This is a genomic window from Haloferax gibbonsii, from assembly GCF_001190965.1.
Classification (GTDB): domain Archaea; phylum Halobacteriota; class Halobacteria; order Halobacteriales; family Haloferacaceae; genus Haloferax; species Haloferax gibbonsii.
Genome location: NZ_CP011947.1, coordinates 220944 through 237060 on the forward strand (window position 1 = coordinate 220944; position 16117 = coordinate 237060).

The window sequence follows — 16117 nt, forward strand, 5'->3', positions numbered from 1 at the left end:
CGCGGACCACCGTTTATTTCTCCGTCGGCGCGGTCTCTCCGCGCATGATAGACCTCCGAAGCGACACCGTCACGCTCCCGTCCGACGAGATGCGCGACGCCGCCCGCGACGCCGACGTCGGCGACGACGTGTACGGCGACGACCCGACCGTGAACGAACTCGAAGCGCGCGCCGCCGAGTTGGTCGGCAAGGAGGCCGCGCTGTTCGTGCCCTCGGGGACGATGGGTAACCAAATCGCCGCCCGCGTCCACGCCGACCCCGGTCAGGAGGCGCTCGTGGACGCGAAAGCGCACGTCTACAAGTGGGAGGTCGGCGGTTTCGCCCAGCTTTCGGGGCTGCAGGTCCGCGCCTACGACGCCGGCGAGCGCGCCGCGCCGACCGCCGAGCAGGTCCGCGAGCACGCCCGCGAGGAGTCGCTGCACGTCGCCGGTACGGGCGTTCTGTGCCTCGAAAACACCCACAACGCCCGCGGCGGCGTCGCGGTTCCGAAAGCCGACGTCGACGCCGCGGCCGAGGCGGCTCACGACCTCGGAATCCCCGTTCACCTCGACGGTGCCCGCGTGTTCAACGCCTGCGTCGCCCTCGACGAGGACCCGACGGCGATGGTCGAGCGCGTGGACACGGTGATGTTCTGTCTCTCGAAGGGGCTCGGCGCGCCCGTCGGCTCGGTGCTCGCCGGTCCGGAGTCGTTCATCCAAGAGGCCCTCCGCGTCAGAAAGCAGTTCGGCGGCGGCATGCGACAGGCCGGGCTCATCGCCGCGCCGGGACTCGTCGCGCTCGACAATATCGACCGCCTCGCCGACGACCACGAGAACGCCCGCGTCCTCGCCGAGGGTCTCGACGCCGTCGCCGGGCTGTCGGTGCCGACGCCCGATACGAACATCGTCGTCGTCGACTCCGAAGACGCGGGGCTGACGGCCGAGGAGTTCGTCGAACTGTGCGAGGGCGTGGATGTCCTCGGCGGGACGTTCGGCGAGTATCACACGCGCTTTACGACGAACCTGAACGTCTCGCGGGAGGACGCGGAGACGGCGGTCGAACTCGTCGCCGACGCGGTCGAGTCGCGGGAGGTCGCCGAGAGCTAGTCCGGGCTACAACTCGGGTTCGATGTAGACGAAGTGGACCCGTTCGTCGGCCGCCTTGAGTTCGGCCTCGATTTCGCTGATGTGGTCGTCTATCTCCTCGGTGTCGAGTTCGGGGTCGAAGCTCACGTCGAGGGCGACGAGGAGTTTCTCGGGGCCGACGTAGCTCGCGCGGAAGCGGTCGATGTGGACGACCCGCGGGTCGTTTTTGACGATGTTGCGAAGGGTCTGTTCTTCGTCCATGGGGACGCTCTCGCCGATGAGGAGGCGCTTGTTCTCCCACGCGAGCGCGATTGCGAAGCCCATGAGCAGTATCCCGATGAGGAGCGCCGCACCGGCGTCGAACAGCTCGTTACCCGTGAGTTCGGTGAGGCCGATGCCGACGAGCGCGAGCATCGCGCCGACGAGGGCGACGGTGTCCTCCGTGAACGCCGTGAGCGTCGTCACGTCGCTCGTCTCCCGGAACGCCTCCACGAGACCGCTCCACTGGTACTCCTCCATCTGCCGGCGGAGCTCGGCGTTCGCCTTCAGGAACGCGTAGCTCTCGAAGGCGATTGCGCCGAGGAGGATGGCGACGTTGACCAACACGGGCTCGATTTCGAAGCCGGCTAGGACGAGCGCCTCTCCGCCCCCGCCGTGGCCGGGGTGCATCAGGGCATCGTAGCCGTGCTTGGCCGACTCCCAACCGGCGATACCGAACAGCATCACGGAGACGAGAAACGAGTAGAAGAACTGCGATTTCCCGTGGCCGAAGGGGTGTGACTGGGTCTCGCCGCGTTTGCTGTCGCGGATGCCGATGAGGAGGAACACCTGATTGCCGGTGTCGGAGATGGAGTGATACGTTTCGGAGAGCATGGAGGGACTCCCGGTCGCGAGATAGCCGAGGAACTTGAGAATCGCAATCGCCCCGTTCGCGAAGAGCGCGGCGACGACGACGGACGTACTGCCTGCCATATCGTGGGCCACTCCCCGCGCTCGGATAGACCTACCGACGAGGAACCGGGACACCGCTCGCCGACCGCGGCGGCTCCGACCGGACTGACGCCGCAGCCGGTAGGTTTCAATCCCTCCGGCGCTTACCCCGGCGCATGCTCGTTGTCGTCTCCGACACCCACAGCACGGACGGCCATCGACTGACGAACCGAACCCTCGACGCGGTCCGCGAGGCAGACCTCGTCGTCCACGCGGGCGACTTCATGCGCGAGTCCGTCCTCGACGCGTTCATCGACGAGGCCGACACCTTCCTCGCGGTCTACGGCAACAACGACGGCCCCGAGATTCGCGACCGGATTCCGGTCGCGCGAAACGTCACCTACGGCGGCGTCGAGTTCGCGGTGACGCACACCCGACGCGGCGGGAACACCGCGCTTTCGATGTTCGGCCGCGAGCGCGGGGCCGACGCGGTCATCTTCGGCCACAGCCACCGGCCGGGCTTCGACGGCACCGGGCCGATTCCGCTCCTCAACCCGGGGAGTCACGCGCAACCGCGGGGCAACCGCAAGGCGCACGCGGAACTGGAGGAACTGCCGGACGGCGGGCTCCGCGGGCGACTCGTCACCGTCGACGGCGACACCTTCGAGACGTTCCGTATCGTCCCTGACGAGTAATGCAGTGGGGTCCGGCGGAGGGCCGGAAGAATCAGCGGGAACAGGCCGGGAAGCCTGTTGGGGACAGTCCGAGGCCACGCGAGACGACGGGATGAGGGGCAGGGGCACGGATGGCAGTCCCGTCGCCGTTGGGGGGCCACGCGCGACCTCGTACTCACTCCTACGGGTGACGGTATCAAATACGCACCGTAAGCTCAAACAACCGTTTTAGTCACGCAGCACGCCCACCGCGACCCACGCGAGAAGCACGGTCAGCCCCCCGAGGAAGAACAGCGTCCCCGGCGAGAGCGACCCGATAGTCTCGGCGAGTCCGCCCGACCCGCTCGTGAGTTGCACCGCGGTCTCCGTGGCCGTCTGTGCGGCCGTCGTGTCCGGAACCGCCGTCGGCGTCGGCGTCGCGGTCGCGGTCTCAGCGGCGGTCTGCGTGGCTTCCGTCACCGTCCGCGTCGTCTCGGCCGCGGTCCGGGTCGCCTCCGCGGTCTGCGTCGTCGAATCCGCCGTCGTGGTCGCCTCGGCGATGCTGAACCCGCCGCCGCCGTCGGTCGTCGTCGCGGTCTCAGTCGCCGTCTGCGTCGTCGAGTCCGCCGCGGTCGTCGCGTCGGCCGACTCGGACTGATATGTCGCGTTGAGGTCGCCGCCCGACCCGCCGCTTTGGCCGGCTTCGGAACCGCCAGCGTCGCTCGAACCGCCAGCGCCGTCCGCAGGCCGAGGTACCGAAGCCGAACGGGAGCACCGACTCGGTTCGAGCGAGCCGATTCACCACGGCCGCGCCGATGCCGAGGACGCCGACGCCACCGATGAGGCGCGTGAGCGCGCCTTTCAGCCCCTTCGTCTCGTCCTCGCGCCCGGCGACGACGACGAGCGCCCGGTCCGCGGGGGTGTACACGTTCATCTCGCGTCCCTTCTCGGAGTACCTCGTGTCCGCGACCTCGATGAGCCCCGCTTCCGAGAGGTTCCCGAGGTGGTACTGGACGTTCTGGAGGGACGTGTCGACCTCGGTGGCGAGGTCGGAGGGCGTCGCCGGCGACTCGTGGAGCGACGCGAGGACCGACCGGGCGGTCGACGAGGAGATGGCTCCGAGCAGGTCGTCCGCCTCGTCGCTGTCGAGGCCGATAACCTTGGGGTCTCGGTCGTCCCGGTTGTCGTCCGGGTCGCCCGGGCTGGAGGGGATGAGGTCGGCCATCAAATCGGCGTTACTCGCGTTTTCCCATGAGTGTTCGTATTCTTTCACGACCCGTCGCCGAAATTGCTATACCTCGTGCCCGCCGAACCCATCCACATGACCGACCCTTTGGTCGTAGACGGCCTCGTCGACTTTCTCGCGGGGAATCCCGTGTTCGTCGGGCTGCTCGTCGCGTTGTTGCTCTTCGTCTTCTTCGGGTATCTCCTCGTCCGTCGGACGCTCCTCGGCCTGAGCGAGGGGTACGACGAGGCGCGCCGCCGCTGATGGACGGGACAACAGCCGACGCCGACGACCGCCGAGGTGTCGCCCCGTGGTAGCCGCCGCGACGCTCGCCACGTTCGTCGTCGCCGCCCTCGCCAGCCTGTTCATGGCGTGGGCCATCGGCGCGGGGTCGTCGGGTTCGACGCCCTTTGCGCCCGCGGTCGGAGCCAACGCCATCTCGGTGATGCGCGCGGGCTTCATCGTCGGCCTGCTCGGGTTCGCCGGGGCGTTCCTCCAGGGCGCGAACGTCACCAACGCCGTCGGCACCGAACTCATCGGCGGCGTCACGCTGACCGCGGGGGCCGCGGTCGTCGCGCTCATCACCGCGGCGGTGCTCGTCGCGCTCGGCGTCTTCGCCGGCTACCCAATCGCCACCGCTTTCACCGTCACCGGCGCGGTCGTCGGCGTCGGCCTCGCCATGGGCGGCGACCCCGCGTGGGCGAAGTACCAGCAAATCGTCTCGCTGTGGGTGCTCACCCCCTTCGTCGGCGGCGGGGCGTCGTACGCGACCGCCCGACTCCTCCGCTCCGACGGCGTCTCCGAGCAGTGGACCGTCCCCGCGCTCGCCGGAATCGTCGGCCTGCTCGTCGCCAACATGGAGTTCGCGGGGCTGGGCGGCGCGGCGGGCTCGGCCTCGGTCGCCCGGGCCGCTGCAGTCGAGGCGACCGGCCTCGTCGGCCTCGGCGAGACAGTCTGGTTCGTCGCCGCCTCCCTCTTCGTCGCGCTCGTCGCGGCCGCGGTCGTCGGTCGCTGGGTGACGACCGACAAGACCCGCGGTCAGCGGCGATTCCTGCTCGTCCTCGGCGGCCTCGTCGCCTTCTCGGCGGGCGGCAGTCAGGTCGGCCTCGCTATCGGGCCGCTCGTTCCCCTGCTGGACGTGGTCGCGGTCCCGCTCCCGGCGCTCCTCGTCGGCGGCGGAGTGGGCCTCCTCGCCGGGTCGTGGACCGGCGCGCCGCGCATGATTAAGGCGCTCGCGCAGGACTACTCCTCGCTCGGGCCGCGGCGCTCCATCGCGGCGATGATTCCCTCGTTCGCCATCGCCCAGACCGCCGTCGCCCTCGGCGTTCCCGTGTCGTTCAACGAGATCATCGTCAGCGCCATCATCGGCTCCGGCTACGCCGCCGGCGGGTCGGGCGTCTCCCGGCGGAAGATGCTGTACACGGTGCTCGCGTGGGTCGGTTCGCTCGCGCTCGCGTTCGGGCTGGGCTACGGCGTCTTTACGCTCGTGTCGAGCGTACTCGGTCTGTGAACGTTCGTGGACTCCGCGTCGCGCTCGCCACCCTCGTTTCTGCCCTCTGGGCCGTCTTCGGCGTCTACCACGTCGCGATGGCGGTCGTGACCGGCATCTCGCTCCGCGGGTTCGCCTTCGGAGCCGTCGGACTCGGCGCGTTCGCGCTGGCGATTCGCTTCCGCGGGCGGGCGAGACGCCTCGGCGACGGCACCGCCGACGCGACCGGATTGGCGTTCCTCGCGCTGGCGTCGCTGGCGCTCGTGGTTCTCTCGTTTACGCTCCTCGGGTGAGTCACGGCGGACGACGGTTCGAAAACGAGTTCAGTCGGAGCGGGGACGAATCGGGTTCAGATGTCGAGACGAACGGGTTCTGTCGGGTCGGACCGGTCAGGTGTCGGGCTCGACTTCCGCTTCCTCGTCGCCGCCGTTCTCGTCGTCGCCGTTGCCGTCGGCGGCTTCGATGCCTGAGTTGGTCCGGATGCGCGCTTTCATGATGCGCGTGTTGTCGACCTGCTCGATGCGGATGACGATGTCGTTGTAGCTGATTTCCTCGCCTTCCTCGACGAGACGACCGGCGCGGTTGAAGATGAAGCCGGCGAGCGTCTCGAACTCCTCGCCCTCGGGGAGTTCGATGTCGAGCATCTCGTTGACCTCGTCGATGTTGACCTCGCCGCGGACGAGGTAGGTGTTCTCGTCGACCGCCTCGAAGGGCTCTTCCTCGTCGCCTTCGAGGATGTCGCCGACGATTTCCTCGACCATGTCTTCGAGGGTGATGAGCCCCTCCGTGGTCCCGAACTCGTCGATGACGACGACCATCTGCATCCGGGTGTCCTGCATCTCGGCCATGAGTTCGTCGACGTTCTTCGACTCGGGGACGTGGAGCGTCGGCGAGACGATGTCGGCGATGCCGACGCCGCGTTCGCCGTAGTACTTCTCGCGGACGAGGTTCCGGATGTTGACGATGCCGATGATGTTGTCGAGGTTACCGTCGTACACGGGGACTCGCTCGTGGTCGGCCTGTACGCACGTCTCGATGGCCTCGTCGATGGTCGCGTCCTTGGGGACGGCGGTCATGTCGAGGCGCGGGGTCATGACCTCCTTCGCGATAGTCGAATTGAACCGGAAGATGCGGTCGAGCATCTCGCGTTCTTCCTCCTCGATGACGCCCTCGCGCTCGCCCGTCTCGATGAGGTTCTGAATCTCGTCGCGGGTGACGTAGGTCGTCTCGATGGCGGTCTGACCGCCGGTGACCTTGTTGATGACGCGGGTCAGGTAGTCGAAGAAGACGACGAGCGGGAGCAACAGCAGCTCGGCGTATTTCAGGGGCCGCGCGATGCGGAGGGACCACGACTCGGTGTTTTCGACCGCGTAGGACTTCGGCGCGCTCTCGCCGAACAGCAGGACGATCGCCGTAATCCCGAACGTCGCGATTGCGACCGCCTCTCCCTGTTGGAAGCCGACGAAGACGAGCAGCCCGGTCGATATCGAGGACATCGCGATGTTCGCGATGTTGTTTCCGACCAGAATGGTCACGAGAAGCCGGTGCGGGTCTTCCTTGAGCGCTTTCACCCGCTCTGCGCCCGGCACACCGTCTTCGACCATCGAGTCGACGCGGTGTTTTGCGAGCGAGAACATCGCAATCTCGGACGAGGAGAAGAACGCCGAGAGGCCGATCAGGACGATGATTCCGATCACACCGAGGACCGTTATCGTCGTGTCGTCCAGCGGAATGTTCGAGACCTGTGCGGCCGCGAGTGTCGTGGCTGGTGGTAACTGTAGCGGCGGCAAACCCATGTAACTACACTGTCTTGCGCGGGACCGGAATTAAGAGTTGCCCTCGAACCCCTCTCGGTCGGCGTCTCGTCCGCCCTCGCTGGTCCGGTCGGCGAACCGACGCCGAACCGATATTGCGGCGCGGATGCCCGCGAGCGAAGGGCTTAGGCGACGCTCTTCCCAACAGCCGCCCATGGCAGACGAGCAACCGGCGATTACGCTGTACCGACTGCAGGCGTGCCCGTACTGCGAGCGGGTCGTCCGCACGCTCGACGACCAGGGCCTCGCCTACCAGTCGCGGTTCGTCGAGCCGATGCACTCCGACCGGAACGTCGTCAAGCGCGTCTCGGGCAAGCGCTCGGTTCCGGCCATCGTGGACGACAACACCGGCGTCACGATGTCCGAGTCGGCGAACATCGTCGAGTACCTCGAAAACACCTACGGGGAGGGAGCCTGATGGTCGACTTCGACGTCGTCGACCTCCCCGACCACGACGCGCCGGCGACGGGCGACACCGCTCCGGACTTCACCCGTCCGCTCGTCAACGACGAGTTCTGGGCGGACGCGTCCCTCTCGGACCTCACCGACGACGGCCCCGTCCTCCTCGTGTTCCACACGATGGCGGGCGCGTTCCCGGCGACGTACGTCTGGAACGAACTCCGCGACCGCGGCGTCCCGGCGGACGTGCAGGCGGTCGGCGTCTCAATCTCGTCGCCCTACGAGCACAAGGCGTTCCTCGAAGAACGCGACGTGGACGCCCGACTGTTCTCTGACCCCGCGGCCGACGTCGCGGCCGACTACGACCTCGAACACGACCTCGACGGGATGGCCGGCGTCACCGAACACCGCCCCGCCGTGTTCCTCCTCGACGAGGAGCGGACGGTCCAGTACCGCTGGGTCGCCGACGAGTGGCCGGACTTCCCGGACTACGAGGAACTCGCTGACGCGCTCGCCGGCCTGTAAGTCGCCCCCGCCGCTCGGAGCGACGCACGCGGGCCGAGCCCTCGGCTCCGTCCGTGCCGACCCGCGTCTCCGCCCCGCACGGAATCGCCGTTTCGTCACGCTTTTTCGCCCGTTGCGCGTCCGTTCGTCCATGAGCGACGACGACGTACAGCGTGCCGCCGACGCCATCCGCCGCGGCGAGGCGGTCGTCTATCCGACCGAGACGGTCTACGGCATGGGCGCGGACGCGACGAACGCCGACACGGTCGAACGCGTCTTCGACATCAAAGGCCGCGACCGAGACAAACCGCTTTCCGCCGGCTTCCCCGACGTGGACGCCGCGCTGGAGCACGTCGTCGCCGACGAGCGCGAGGAGGCGTTCATGCGCCGGTTCCTCCCCGGGCCGGTGACGGTCGTCGTGGAGCGACGCGACAGTCTGCCGGACGCGCTCGTCGCCGGGAAAGAGCGCGTCGGCGTCCGCGTTCCCGACCACGAACTCGCCTTGGACCTCTTCCGCGCGGCCGGGACGCCCGTCACGGCGACCAGCGCCAACCGCTCCGGAACCGGGAGCATCACGCACCCCTCGCAGCTCTCCGACGAGATTCGGGAGGCGGTCGCCGTCGTCCTCGACGGCGGGACGACGCCCGGCACCGAGAGCACCGTCGTCGACCCCGGCCGCGGCGTCGTCCACCGCCGCGGCGCGATGGCCGACGACATCGAGGCGTGGCTCGACGAGCACGACAGCGACGCGTAGCGGGCGGCGTCGGTCGCCGTCCCGCCGCCGGCGACGTGGCCCCCCCTCACCGACCGAGCAGCGACGCCAACGACCACGTTTTCACGCCGCACCGCTCCCGGTAGGCGCACGACTCGCACTTCGCGGAGTCCCGCAACCGCGACGGGACGAAGTCGAGGTCGCGGGCGACGCGGAGCGCCCGGCGGTAGGCCGCCTTGTTCCCCGTGGTGAGCCTGACCGTTCGCACGACGCCGACCGCCGGATACTCGACCAGCGCCCGCGGTATCGACGCCTCGCGCTCCCACGCGAGCGCCTTCGCCAGCGCGACGGCCCGGACGCGCTGGGGTTCCCAGACGCCGCGCTCGGGCGGTTCGCCCGGCGAGACGAGCGATGGAACCGTCGGTTGGTCGTGGTCGCCGTCGCCGGGCGACCGAACGAGTTTGTGCGCGACGCCGCGGCAGTCCTTCCCCGCGAGGAGCGCGTCGCGGGCGACGGGGTCGGTGAGGGCGCCCCAGTCGTCGCGCTCGCGGAGTCGAGCGAGGTTCTCGCGGTACGCCGCCGGCGACACCGAAATCGGGCACGCCGCGAGTTCGTCGTCGGGAGCGTCGAGCAGGTCGGGGTACGCGAAGGCGAGCGCGCGAACTTCGCGGACCGCGGGCGGCGGCGCTCGGTCGTCGTCGCGGCGGGCGTAGTAGAGCTGTCGCGGACAGTACGCGGCGCGGGCGAGGTCGGACGCGGCGACGAGGGAGGACACGGGTCGGGCTGGCTCCGTTATCAGATAAGAAGGTTCGCGAGAGCGCGTCGCAGCGGCGGCGGGGTCGAACACCCGCACGCGTCGTCCGGCTCGCCGCCGTGCGTGAATTAATACGGCCGCGCCCCTTGGCATACTGACATGGCATCGACCGCCGCCGGCTCGTGGCTCCGGATGACGCGTCCCGAACTCGCCGTGTTCGTCTCCGGGGTCACGAGCATGGGCTTGGAGATTCTCGCCGGTCGGATGGTCGCCCCCGAGTTCGGCAGCAGCATCTACACGTGGGGGAGCATCATCGGCGTCTTCCTCGCGGCGCTGAGTCTCGGCTACCACCGCGGCGGGCAGCGGGCCGCGGAGGCCTCGAACGGCGCGCTCGTCCGCGTCTTCATCGGTACCGCGGCCTACATCGCGGGCGTCATCCTCCTCGGCGACCTGTTCATCCAGTCGACGACGAGCCTCCCCCTCCCGAGCCGATTCGCGTCGCTCCCGGCGATTACGCTCCTGTTCGGGCCGCCGACCTACTTCCTCGGCTTCATCAGCCCTTACGCGGCCGAACTCTCGGGGCGGTCCGACGTGGGTGCGGCGTCGGGCCACGTCTACGCCGTCGGCACCGTCGGCAGCATCATCGGCGCGTTCGCCACCACGTACTTCCTCATCCCCTCTCTGAGCGTCACCAACATCGGGCTCGTCTTCGGACTCGTCTCGGTCGTGACGGCGCTCGCGCTCGCCCGGCCAAACATCGGCCGCGACGAGGCGGTCTGGAGCGTCGGTATCGCCGCCGTCCTCGTCCTCGCGTCGCTGACCGGCGGCATCGGCCTCGACTCCCGCGGCACGACCGTCTACCACACCCAGACCGCCTATCAGGAGCTCCGCGTCGCTGATTCGGGCGGGACGCGGACGCTCTACCTCGACGGCCAGCCCCACAGCGCGATGGACCTCGACGACCCGACGCGGCACGTCTTCGACTACACCTCGTACTTCCACGTCCCCTTCCTCCTCTCGGACGACATCGACCGCGTGTTGTTCGTCGGCGGCGGCGGGTTCACCGGCCCGCGCGTGTTCTTGGAGCAGTACCCGAACGTGACGGTCGACGTGGTCGAACTCGACCCCGAGGTCGTCTCCGTCGCCGAGGAGTACTTCGGCGTCGAGGAGTCGCCGCGGCTCAACGTCCACACGATGGACGGCCGGCAGTACCTCCGGGAGACGAACCGGACGTACGACCTCATCGTCCTCGACGCCTACCGGAAGGACAAGGTCCCGTTCCAGCTGACGACCCGGGAGTTCATGCAGCTCACCGCGGACCGCCTCGACGAGGACGGCGTCCTGTTCGCCAACGTCATCTCCGCGCCGAGCGGCCCGGCTTCGCAGTTCTACCGCGCGGAGTACAAGACGATGCGGTCGGTCTACCCGCGGGTGTACAGCTTCCCCACCGCGGGGAGCGTCGTCGTCCAGAACATCGAGGTCGTGGCGACGAAAGACGAGACGCTCGTGACGGCCGAGGAGCTACAGGCGCGCAACCAGCGCCGCGACATCGGCATCGACCTCGCGGCCGAACTCACGTCCTACCGGAACGACGAACCAACCGGCGACGTGCCGCTTCTCACCGACGACCGCGCGCCCGTCGACAGTCTCTTGGACCCGATGGTCGGCCAGCGCTACGTCGTCCAGCGGACGAACGAGACCGAACAACGCGAGGCCGACAGGAACGCAACCACTCGGAGCGCGGTCACCGGTGCGGCCGTGAGGGCGGCGTAGCCGATGGTTCACGACAGAATCCACGCGAGGGAACCGACCCACGACCGCGACCGCTGGACCGAGGGCGTCGTCGAGTCGGTCGCCGAACGCGACGGTCACTGGGTGGTCCGCGCGCGCCCGGCCGAGAACGGACGCGAGGGAGACGATTCAGTCGAACTGGTCGTCACTCTCGCGGTCCGCGACCTGTTTCTCAGCCGGCTCGACATCGACACCGGCGAGTCGCCCGTCGGCTGTCGGTTCTGGTACCGAAAGAAGCGGCGGTGACTCCGCGAGCGCGACCGCAAACTCGACCCGACGACCCGAAAACGGGTCGGCCGGGGGTCGATGCCGGTTAGTTCGTCGTTTCGAGGGCTTTTTGATACATACGCGGGCCGGCGACGGCGGCCGTTCCGAGCACCATGAGCGAGGCACCGACGCCGAGGCGCTGCCCCGGGGCGACCGCGGACGCGACCACGCCGGTCACGACCGCGAGACCGGCGAGGAACATGACCCCGCCGAGGACATCGAGCGGCTGGATTGACATCTCTGTCGAGAGATTCCTCGCTCGTCTCAAAAGTCTTCTCGCCGTCGTCCCGCGATTCTCCGCCCGGATTTGAACCGTGCCGAGACCTCACTCCGTTCGGTCTCGTCGGGTTCAAATCCGAGGGTTGTCACTCTTTGGCTCATCACGTTGTTCTTCGCACAAAGAGTGGGACCGCCCGGATTTGAACCGGGGTCACGGGCACCCAAGGCCCGAAGTATACCAGGCTAACCCACGGTCCCGCACATACGACTCTCCCCGTCGCGGAGTAAAGGGTTTCGTTCCGCCCCGTCAGGTCAGGGGGAAGAAGTACGCGACGCCGAGCGTCGTCACGACCCCGAGAAGCAACTGTAGCGGGCCGCCGACGCGGATGTAGTCCGTGAACTTGTAGCCGCCGGGGCCGTAGACGAACAGGTTCGTCTGGTAGCCGACGGGAGTCATGAAGGCCGTCGACGCCGCGAACATGACCGCGAGGACGAACGAGAACGGGTCGGCTCCGAGGGTCGTCGCGGCCTCGATGGCGACCGGAATCATGAGCACGACGCTCGCGTTGTTCGAGATGACGTTCGTCAGGAGCGCCGTCACGAAGTAGAACACTCCGAGGACCGCGATAAGGGGGAGGTAGTCGCCGGTCATCACGACCAGTTCGGCGAGGAGTTCGGCGGCCCCGGAGTTCTCCATCGCGATGCCGAGCGGGATGACGCCCGCGAGGAGGAAGATGACGTCCCACTGAACGGCGTCGTACAACTCGGTCGGCCGGAGACACTTCGTGGCGACCATGGCGAGCGCGCCGAGGAGCGCGGCGACGACGATGGGGAGAAAGTCGAGCGCCGCGAGCGCGACGACGCCGGCGACGATGCCGACGGCGACCGGAATCTTCGATTCGCGGTAGTCGTGGCGCTCGATCTCCTGGGCGACGATGAAGTTGCGGTTGTTGTCGAGGCGCTCGATGCTTTCGACGGTCGCCTGCACGAGCAGCGTGTCGCCGACGCGGAGCGGGAGGTTGTCCATCCGCCGGCGGATGAGTTCGCCGCCGCGGCGGAGCGCGAGTACGGTCGCGTCGTACCGCTGTCTGAAACTCGCCGAGGCGAGCGACTCGCCGACCAGCGCCGACCCCGGTGCGACGACGACCTCGACGAGGTTCTGGCCGCGGTCGGCGAGTTCGAGCTCGTCTTCGGTGACGGTCGCCGGCACGAGGTCGAGTCCCTCCACGTCGAGCAGTTCGACGAGCGTGTTGCGGTCGGTCCGGAGGGTGAACACGTCGCCCGGTTGAATCTCCTTCGGGCCGAGCGGTTCGAGGAAGACGCTCTCGCCGCGGATGAGTTGGAGGAGGTCCACGTCGAACTCGGTCTCGACGAGCGCCCGCTGGACCTGCTGGCCGACGAGCGGGGAGTCCTCGCGGACGACGACCTCGGTCAGGTACTCCGCCATCTCGAACTCCTCTGTCAGGTCGCGTCGGGGCTCGATTCGCGCCGGCGTGAGCCGCCGGCCGATTGTCATGAGGTAGATGACGCCGACGACCATGACCACCGCGCCGAGCGCGGTGAACTCGAACATCGTGAAGGGCGCTTCGCCCGTGATGCGCGAGTAGACGTCGCTGGCGAGGATGTTGGTCGAGGTCCCGATGAGCGTCAGCATGCCGCCGAACATCGACGCGTACGACAGCGGTAAGAGGAGCTTCGAGGGCGAGGTCCGCCCGCGCTCTGCGAGGTCGGTCACCATCGGCAACAGGATGGCGACCGCGGCGGTGTTGTTGATGAACCCGGAGATGGGGCCGACGACGCCGACGGTAGCACCGAGTTGTCGGAGTTCGCTGTCGCCGGTGAACGTCGATATCTTCGCGCCCAGGAGCTGGATGATGCCGGTCCGCTGGACGCCCTCGCTGAGGATGAACATCGCGAGGACGGTCAGCGTCGCCGTGTTGGCGAACCCCGAGAGGGCGTCGCCGGGGTAGGACTCGAAGAGAACGATGGGCGCGCCGAGCATCCCCGCCGAGGCGAGCGCCTCCGAGGCGGGTTGAATCAGCATCAACGACACCATCACGCCGATTGCCGTCACGTCGACCGGCACGGGTTCGGTCGCGAAAAACGCCAGCGCGACGAGGATGACGGCGAAGACGACGAGGATGTCCGGCGTTATCGCTACCACGCGGTCACCGACGCGTCGGCGGCCAAAAAGCGTGCGGGATTCGGAATATCCGCCCCCGCTGAGGGCGTCCGGACGCTACCGGCCTTCCTCGTCGAGTTCGAGGTCGGCGACGATTTCGTACGGCGACGACCCCTTCCGGATACCGTCGAGGATGGCGAACGCCTCCCTCGGCGAGAGGAACTGCCGCGTCACGGCGAGTCCGAGCGGCGTCGGGTCGAGGCCGTCGATGAAGCCCCACTCAAGGAGCTTTCCCACCGCGTGGGTCGTCGGCACCTCGCCGAGCATCCGGCTGTTGAGCGCCTTCGCCTTCTTGCCGGCGACGACGATGTTCGCCAGCGTCTCTTCGACCGCCGAGGACTGGTCGTACACCGTCCGGACCTCCTCCATCTCGCCTTTGAGGAGCTTGAACGCGACTTCGTCTTCGGTCATCTCCATCGTGTTGTGATAGCTCGCGTCGGGTTCGACGAGCAGGTAGACGACGCCCTTGTCGTGGTAGTCGGGGCGGCCGGCGCGGCCGAGCATCTGGCTGAACTCCTGGACGGAGAGCCACTCGATGCCCATCGCCAGCGTGTCGAAGATGACCTGCGACGCCGGGAAGTCGACCCCGGCGGCGAGCGCGGCGGTCGTCACGACGGCCGCGAGGTCCTGATTGGCGAACTGTCGCTCCACCCGCTTTCGCTGGCCGTAGTCGAGGCCGGCGTGGTACGCCGCGGCGTTGTAGTCCATCTTCCGGGCGATTTCGTGACACCGTCGCCGCGAGTTGGTGAAGATGATGGTCTGGCCGCGGTAGCCCTTCGAGGACTTCGAGTCGAACGCCTGCCGAACGAGGCGGTTTTCGATTCGCGGCTTCTCCTGCCCGTCGGCGAAGGTGACGTGGCGCTCGATGGGGACGGGGCGGTCCTCGTACTCGACGAGGTTCGCCCGGAGGTTCTGTGCGAGCCACTTCGGGTTGCCGACGGTCGCAGAGAGGTAAATCCACTGCGCGCCGCCGTAGCTCTCGCGGCGCTTCGCGCGGGCCTCGCAGTAGTGTTTCAGGCGAGCTATCATCCCGTCGAGGCGGTGGCCGCGCTCTTCTTCTTTCAGGGTGTGGACCTCGTCGATGACGACCGTGCCGATGTCGCCGAGGTCCTTGCCCGTCCGGAGCGCGTGGTCGATGCCCTCGTAGGTGCCGACGATGACGTCGGCGTTCGGGTCGAATCGGTTGCCGTCGTCGTTGATTCGGCTCGCGCCGACGCGGATGGTCACCTTGCCGAGGTGGCCGTAGCGCTCCTTGAAGTCCTCGTGCTTCTGGTTCGCGAGCGCGACCAGCGGGACGAGAAACAGCATCTTCCCGTCGTCGTTCAGCATCCGGTTGATGCCGGCGAGCTCGCCGACGAGCGTCTTCCCGGTCGCCGTCGCGCTCACGACGAGCTGGTCGTCGCCGTCGAGCAGCCCGTTGTCGATGGCGAGGCTCTGGACGGGAAGCAGGGTGTCGAAGCGCTCGGTCAGCATCGACTTCAGGTTCGGGTGGAGGTCGAGCGTGCTCGTCTCGACCAGCTCCACGTCCTCCGTCGTCGCGCTGATGGTGTCGAACTTCGTCAGGTCGGGGTCCAACTCGCCCTGCAGTAAGTTCGTGATGCGGGTCAGGTCGCCCGTCTCGTAGAGCAGTTCCTCCAGGCGCTCTTGGGCGGCCTGCGTGAGCCCGCCCGCGAAGGAGAGTTCGCCCTCCAGTTCTTGGACGGCGCAGTCGCGACAGATGTGCTCGTGTTCGGCCTTGATGGCCGTGTCGTCGGTGATGGGCGAGTACCGGCCGTTGACGGCGCAGCGGCGGCAGGTCCGCACCGTCAGCGCCTCCAACTGGTAGCCGTCGAGCATCTCTTTCAGCTCGTCGCGGCCGTCCTTCGGCGTCTGTTGTGAGATGCGGATGCGGGCGGCCGACCGGGCGAGCTCGACGAACTGACTCGGGTCGCGCGGCGAGTCGTCTCCCTTCCGAGTCACCAGAAAGCGCAGGGGTCGAGGCCCCGCGTTCGTCTCTTTGAGTTCGAGCTTGCCGCGGAGCACCCGCTTTCCGTCCCGGCGGGCGACGACGAGGTAGTCGTCTCCCGTCTGGTGGAGAAAGAGCGTGTCGACGCGGGTGACCTGTTTAGACACGG

Annotated in this window: 16 protein-coding genes, 1 tRNA gene and 1 pseudogene; 10 read left to right on the top strand and 8 right to left on the bottom strand. The window is 68.0% G+C overall.

Annotation, left to right across the window (positions count from 1 at the left end):
- Positions 1–44: 44 nt before the first annotated feature.
- On the top strand, positions 45–1085 hold the full coding sequence (locus tag ABY42_RS01175) for a threonine aldolase family protein (RefSeq protein ID WP_050458496.1): 1041 nt from the start codon (positions 45–47) through the stop codon (positions 1083–1085).
- 6 nt (positions 1086–1091) lie between these two features.
- Here ABY42_RS01175 and ABY42_RS01180 read toward each other — a convergent pair whose 3' ends face one another.
- Complete coding sequence (locus tag ABY42_RS01180; protein ID WP_004973738.1) at positions 1092–2036, bottom strand: cation diffusion facilitator family transporter; 945 nt, start codon at positions 2034–2036, stop codon at positions 1092–1094.
- Positions 2037–2170: 134 nt separating this feature from the next.
- Here ABY42_RS01180 and ABY42_RS01185 point away from each other — a divergent pair, with 134 nt between their 5' ends.
- On the top strand, positions 2171–2689 hold the full coding sequence (locus tag ABY42_RS01185) for a metallophosphoesterase (protein ID WP_050458497.1): 519 nt from the start codon (positions 2171–2173) through the stop codon (positions 2687–2689).
- 207 nt (positions 2690–2896) lie between these two features.
- Here the strand turns inward: ABY42_RS01185 and ABY42_RS01190 are convergent.
- A pseudogene (locus tag ABY42_RS01190) lies at positions 2897–3872 on the bottom strand (ArsR/SmtB family transcription factor).
- A 96-nt stretch (positions 3873–3968) separates the two neighbouring features.
- Between ABY42_RS01190 and ABY42_RS19670 the strand changes: the two are divergent.
- The 3 genes from ABY42_RS19670 to ABY42_RS01205 are packed head-to-tail and all read left to right on the top strand — an operon-like array spanning position 3969 to position 5654.
- Entirely contained in the window at positions 3969–4136 is a 168-nt protein-coding gene (locus ABY42_RS19670; RefSeq protein WP_167321013.1) for a DUF7859 family protein, read from the top strand.
- Between the two features lie 46 nt (positions 4137–4182).
- A complete protein-coding gene (locus tag ABY42_RS01200; protein WP_050458498.1) occupies positions 4183–5382 on the top strand; it encodes an inorganic phosphate transporter in 1200 nt (399 codons plus the stop codon).
- A complete protein-coding gene (locus ABY42_RS01205; RefSeq protein WP_004973728.1) occupies positions 5379–5654 on the top strand; it encodes a hypothetical protein in 276 nt (91 codons plus the stop codon). The genes ABY42_RS01200 and ABY42_RS01205 overlap by 4 nt, the downstream gene beginning before the upstream one ends.
- 96 nt (positions 5655–5750) lie before the next feature.
- On the opposite strand, the gene ABY42_RS01210 is transcribed toward ABY42_RS01205, so the two are convergent.
- Positions 5751–7157 (bottom strand): hemolysin family protein, encoded by a 1407-nt coding sequence (locus tag ABY42_RS01210; protein WP_049904991.1) that lies wholly within the window; start codon positions 7155–7157, stop codon positions 5751–5753.
- A gap of 172 nt (positions 7158–7329) precedes the next feature.
- Between ABY42_RS01210 and ABY42_RS01215 the strand changes: the two genes are divergently transcribed.
- The 3 genes from ABY42_RS01215 (at position 7330) to ABY42_RS01225 (ending at position 8832) form a co-directional block, all read left to right on the top strand.
- Positions 7330–7593, top strand: a complete 264-nt coding sequence (locus tag ABY42_RS01215; RefSeq protein ID WP_004973724.1) for a glutaredoxin family protein — start codon at positions 7330–7332, stop codon at positions 7591–7593.
- Positions 7593–8099 carry a redoxin domain-containing protein gene (locus ABY42_RS01220; protein ID WP_004973723.1) on the top strand — a complete coding sequence of 169 codons (507 nt, stop codon included), beginning with the start codon at positions 7593–7595 and terminating at the stop codon, positions 8097–8099. Before ABY42_RS01215 ends, ABY42_RS01220 begins: the two co-directional genes overlap by 1 nt.
- A gap of 130 nt (positions 8100–8229) precedes the next feature.
- On the top strand, positions 8230–8832 hold the full coding sequence (locus ABY42_RS01225; RefSeq protein WP_050458499.1) for an L-threonylcarbamoyladenylate synthase: 603 nt from the start codon (positions 8230–8232) through the stop codon (positions 8830–8832).
- A gap of 46 nt (positions 8833–8878) precedes the next feature.
- On the opposite strand, the gene ABY42_RS01230 is transcribed toward ABY42_RS01225, so the two are convergent.
- Positions 8879–9565 (bottom strand): CRISPR-associated protein Cas4, encoded by a 687-nt coding sequence (locus ABY42_RS01230; protein WP_050458500.1) that lies wholly within the window; start codon positions 9563–9565, stop codon positions 8879–8881.
- Between the two features lie 138 nt (positions 9566–9703).
- Between ABY42_RS01230 and ABY42_RS01235 the strand changes: the two genes are divergently transcribed.
- A complete protein-coding gene (locus ABY42_RS01235) occupies positions 9704–11317 on the top strand; it encodes a spermidine synthase (protein WP_050458501.1) in 1614 nt (537 codons plus the stop codon).
- Positions 11318–11320: 3 nt separating this feature from the next.
- A complete protein-coding gene (locus tag ABY42_RS01240; RefSeq protein WP_050458502.1) occupies positions 11321–11581 on the top strand; it encodes a DUF7861 family protein in 261 nt (86 codons plus the stop codon).
- Between the two features lie 67 nt (positions 11582–11648).
- Here the strand turns inward: ABY42_RS01240 and ABY42_RS01245 are convergent, their stop codons facing one another.
- The 4 genes from ABY42_RS01245 to ABY42_RS01260 form a co-directional block, all read right to left on the bottom strand.
- Positions 11649–11840: a hypothetical protein gene (locus ABY42_RS01245; RefSeq protein ID WP_004973703.1), complete on the bottom strand. Its 192-nt coding sequence runs from the start codon at positions 11838–11840 to the stop codon at positions 11649–11651.
- A gap of 166 nt (positions 11841–12006) precedes the next feature.
- A tRNA-Pro gene (locus ABY42_RS01250) sits at positions 12007–12079 on the bottom strand.
- 49 nt (positions 12080–12128) lie between these two features.
- On the bottom strand, positions 12129–13985 hold the full coding sequence (locus ABY42_RS01255; protein WP_004973701.1) for an SLC13 family permease: 1857 nt from the start codon (positions 13983–13985) through the stop codon (positions 12129–12131).
- A gap of 75 nt (positions 13986–14060) precedes the next feature.
- Entirely contained in the window at positions 14061–16115 is a 2055-nt protein-coding gene (locus tag ABY42_RS01260; RefSeq protein ID WP_004973700.1) for a DEAD/DEAH box helicase, read from the bottom strand.
- Between the last annotated feature and the right edge of the window lie 2 nt (positions 16116–16117).

Bases quoted from the DNA above. Each gene is read 5' to 3' on its own strand.
- ABY42_RS01240 (WP_050458502.1), top strand. From the start codon at position 11,321: ATGGTTCACGACAGAATCCACGCGAGGGAACCGACCCACGACCGCGAC.
- ABY42_RS01225 (WP_050458499.1), top strand. From the start codon at position 8,230: ATGAGCGACGACGACGTACAGCGTGCCGCCGACGCCATCCGCCGCGGC.
- ABY42_RS01180 (WP_004973738.1), bottom strand. From the start codon at position 2,036: ATGGCAGGCAGTACGTCCGTCGTCGTCGCCGCGCTCTTCGCGAACGGG.
- ABY42_RS01235 (WP_050458501.1), top strand. From the start codon at position 9,704: ATGGCATCGACCGCCGCCGGCTCGTGGCTCCGGATGACGCGTCCCGAA.
- ABY42_RS01215 (WP_004973724.1), top strand. From the start codon at position 7,330: ATGGCAGACGAGCAACCGGCGATTACGCTGTACCGACTGCAGGCGTGC.
- ABY42_RS01175 (WP_050458496.1), top strand. From the start codon at position 45: ATGATAGACCTCCGAAGCGACACCGTCACGCTCCCGTCCGACGAGATG.
- ABY42_RS01185 (WP_050458497.1), top strand. From the start codon at position 2,171: ATGCTCGTTGTCGTCTCCGACACCCACAGCACGGACGGCCATCGACTG.
- ABY42_RS01210 (WP_049904991.1), bottom strand. From the start codon at position 7,157: ATGGGTTTGCCGCCGCTACAGTTACCACCAGCCACGACACTCGCGGCC.
- ABY42_RS01220 (WP_004973723.1), top strand. From the start codon at position 7,593: ATGGTCGACTTCGACGTCGTCGACCTCCCCGACCACGACGCGCCGGCG.
- ABY42_RS19670 (WP_167321013.1), top strand. From the start codon at position 3,969: ATGACCGACCCTTTGGTCGTAGACGGCCTCGTCGACTTTCTCGCGGGG.
- ABY42_RS01245 (WP_004973703.1), bottom strand. From the start codon at position 11,840: ATGTCAATCCAGCCGCTCGATGTCCTCGGCGGGGTCATGTTCCTCGCC.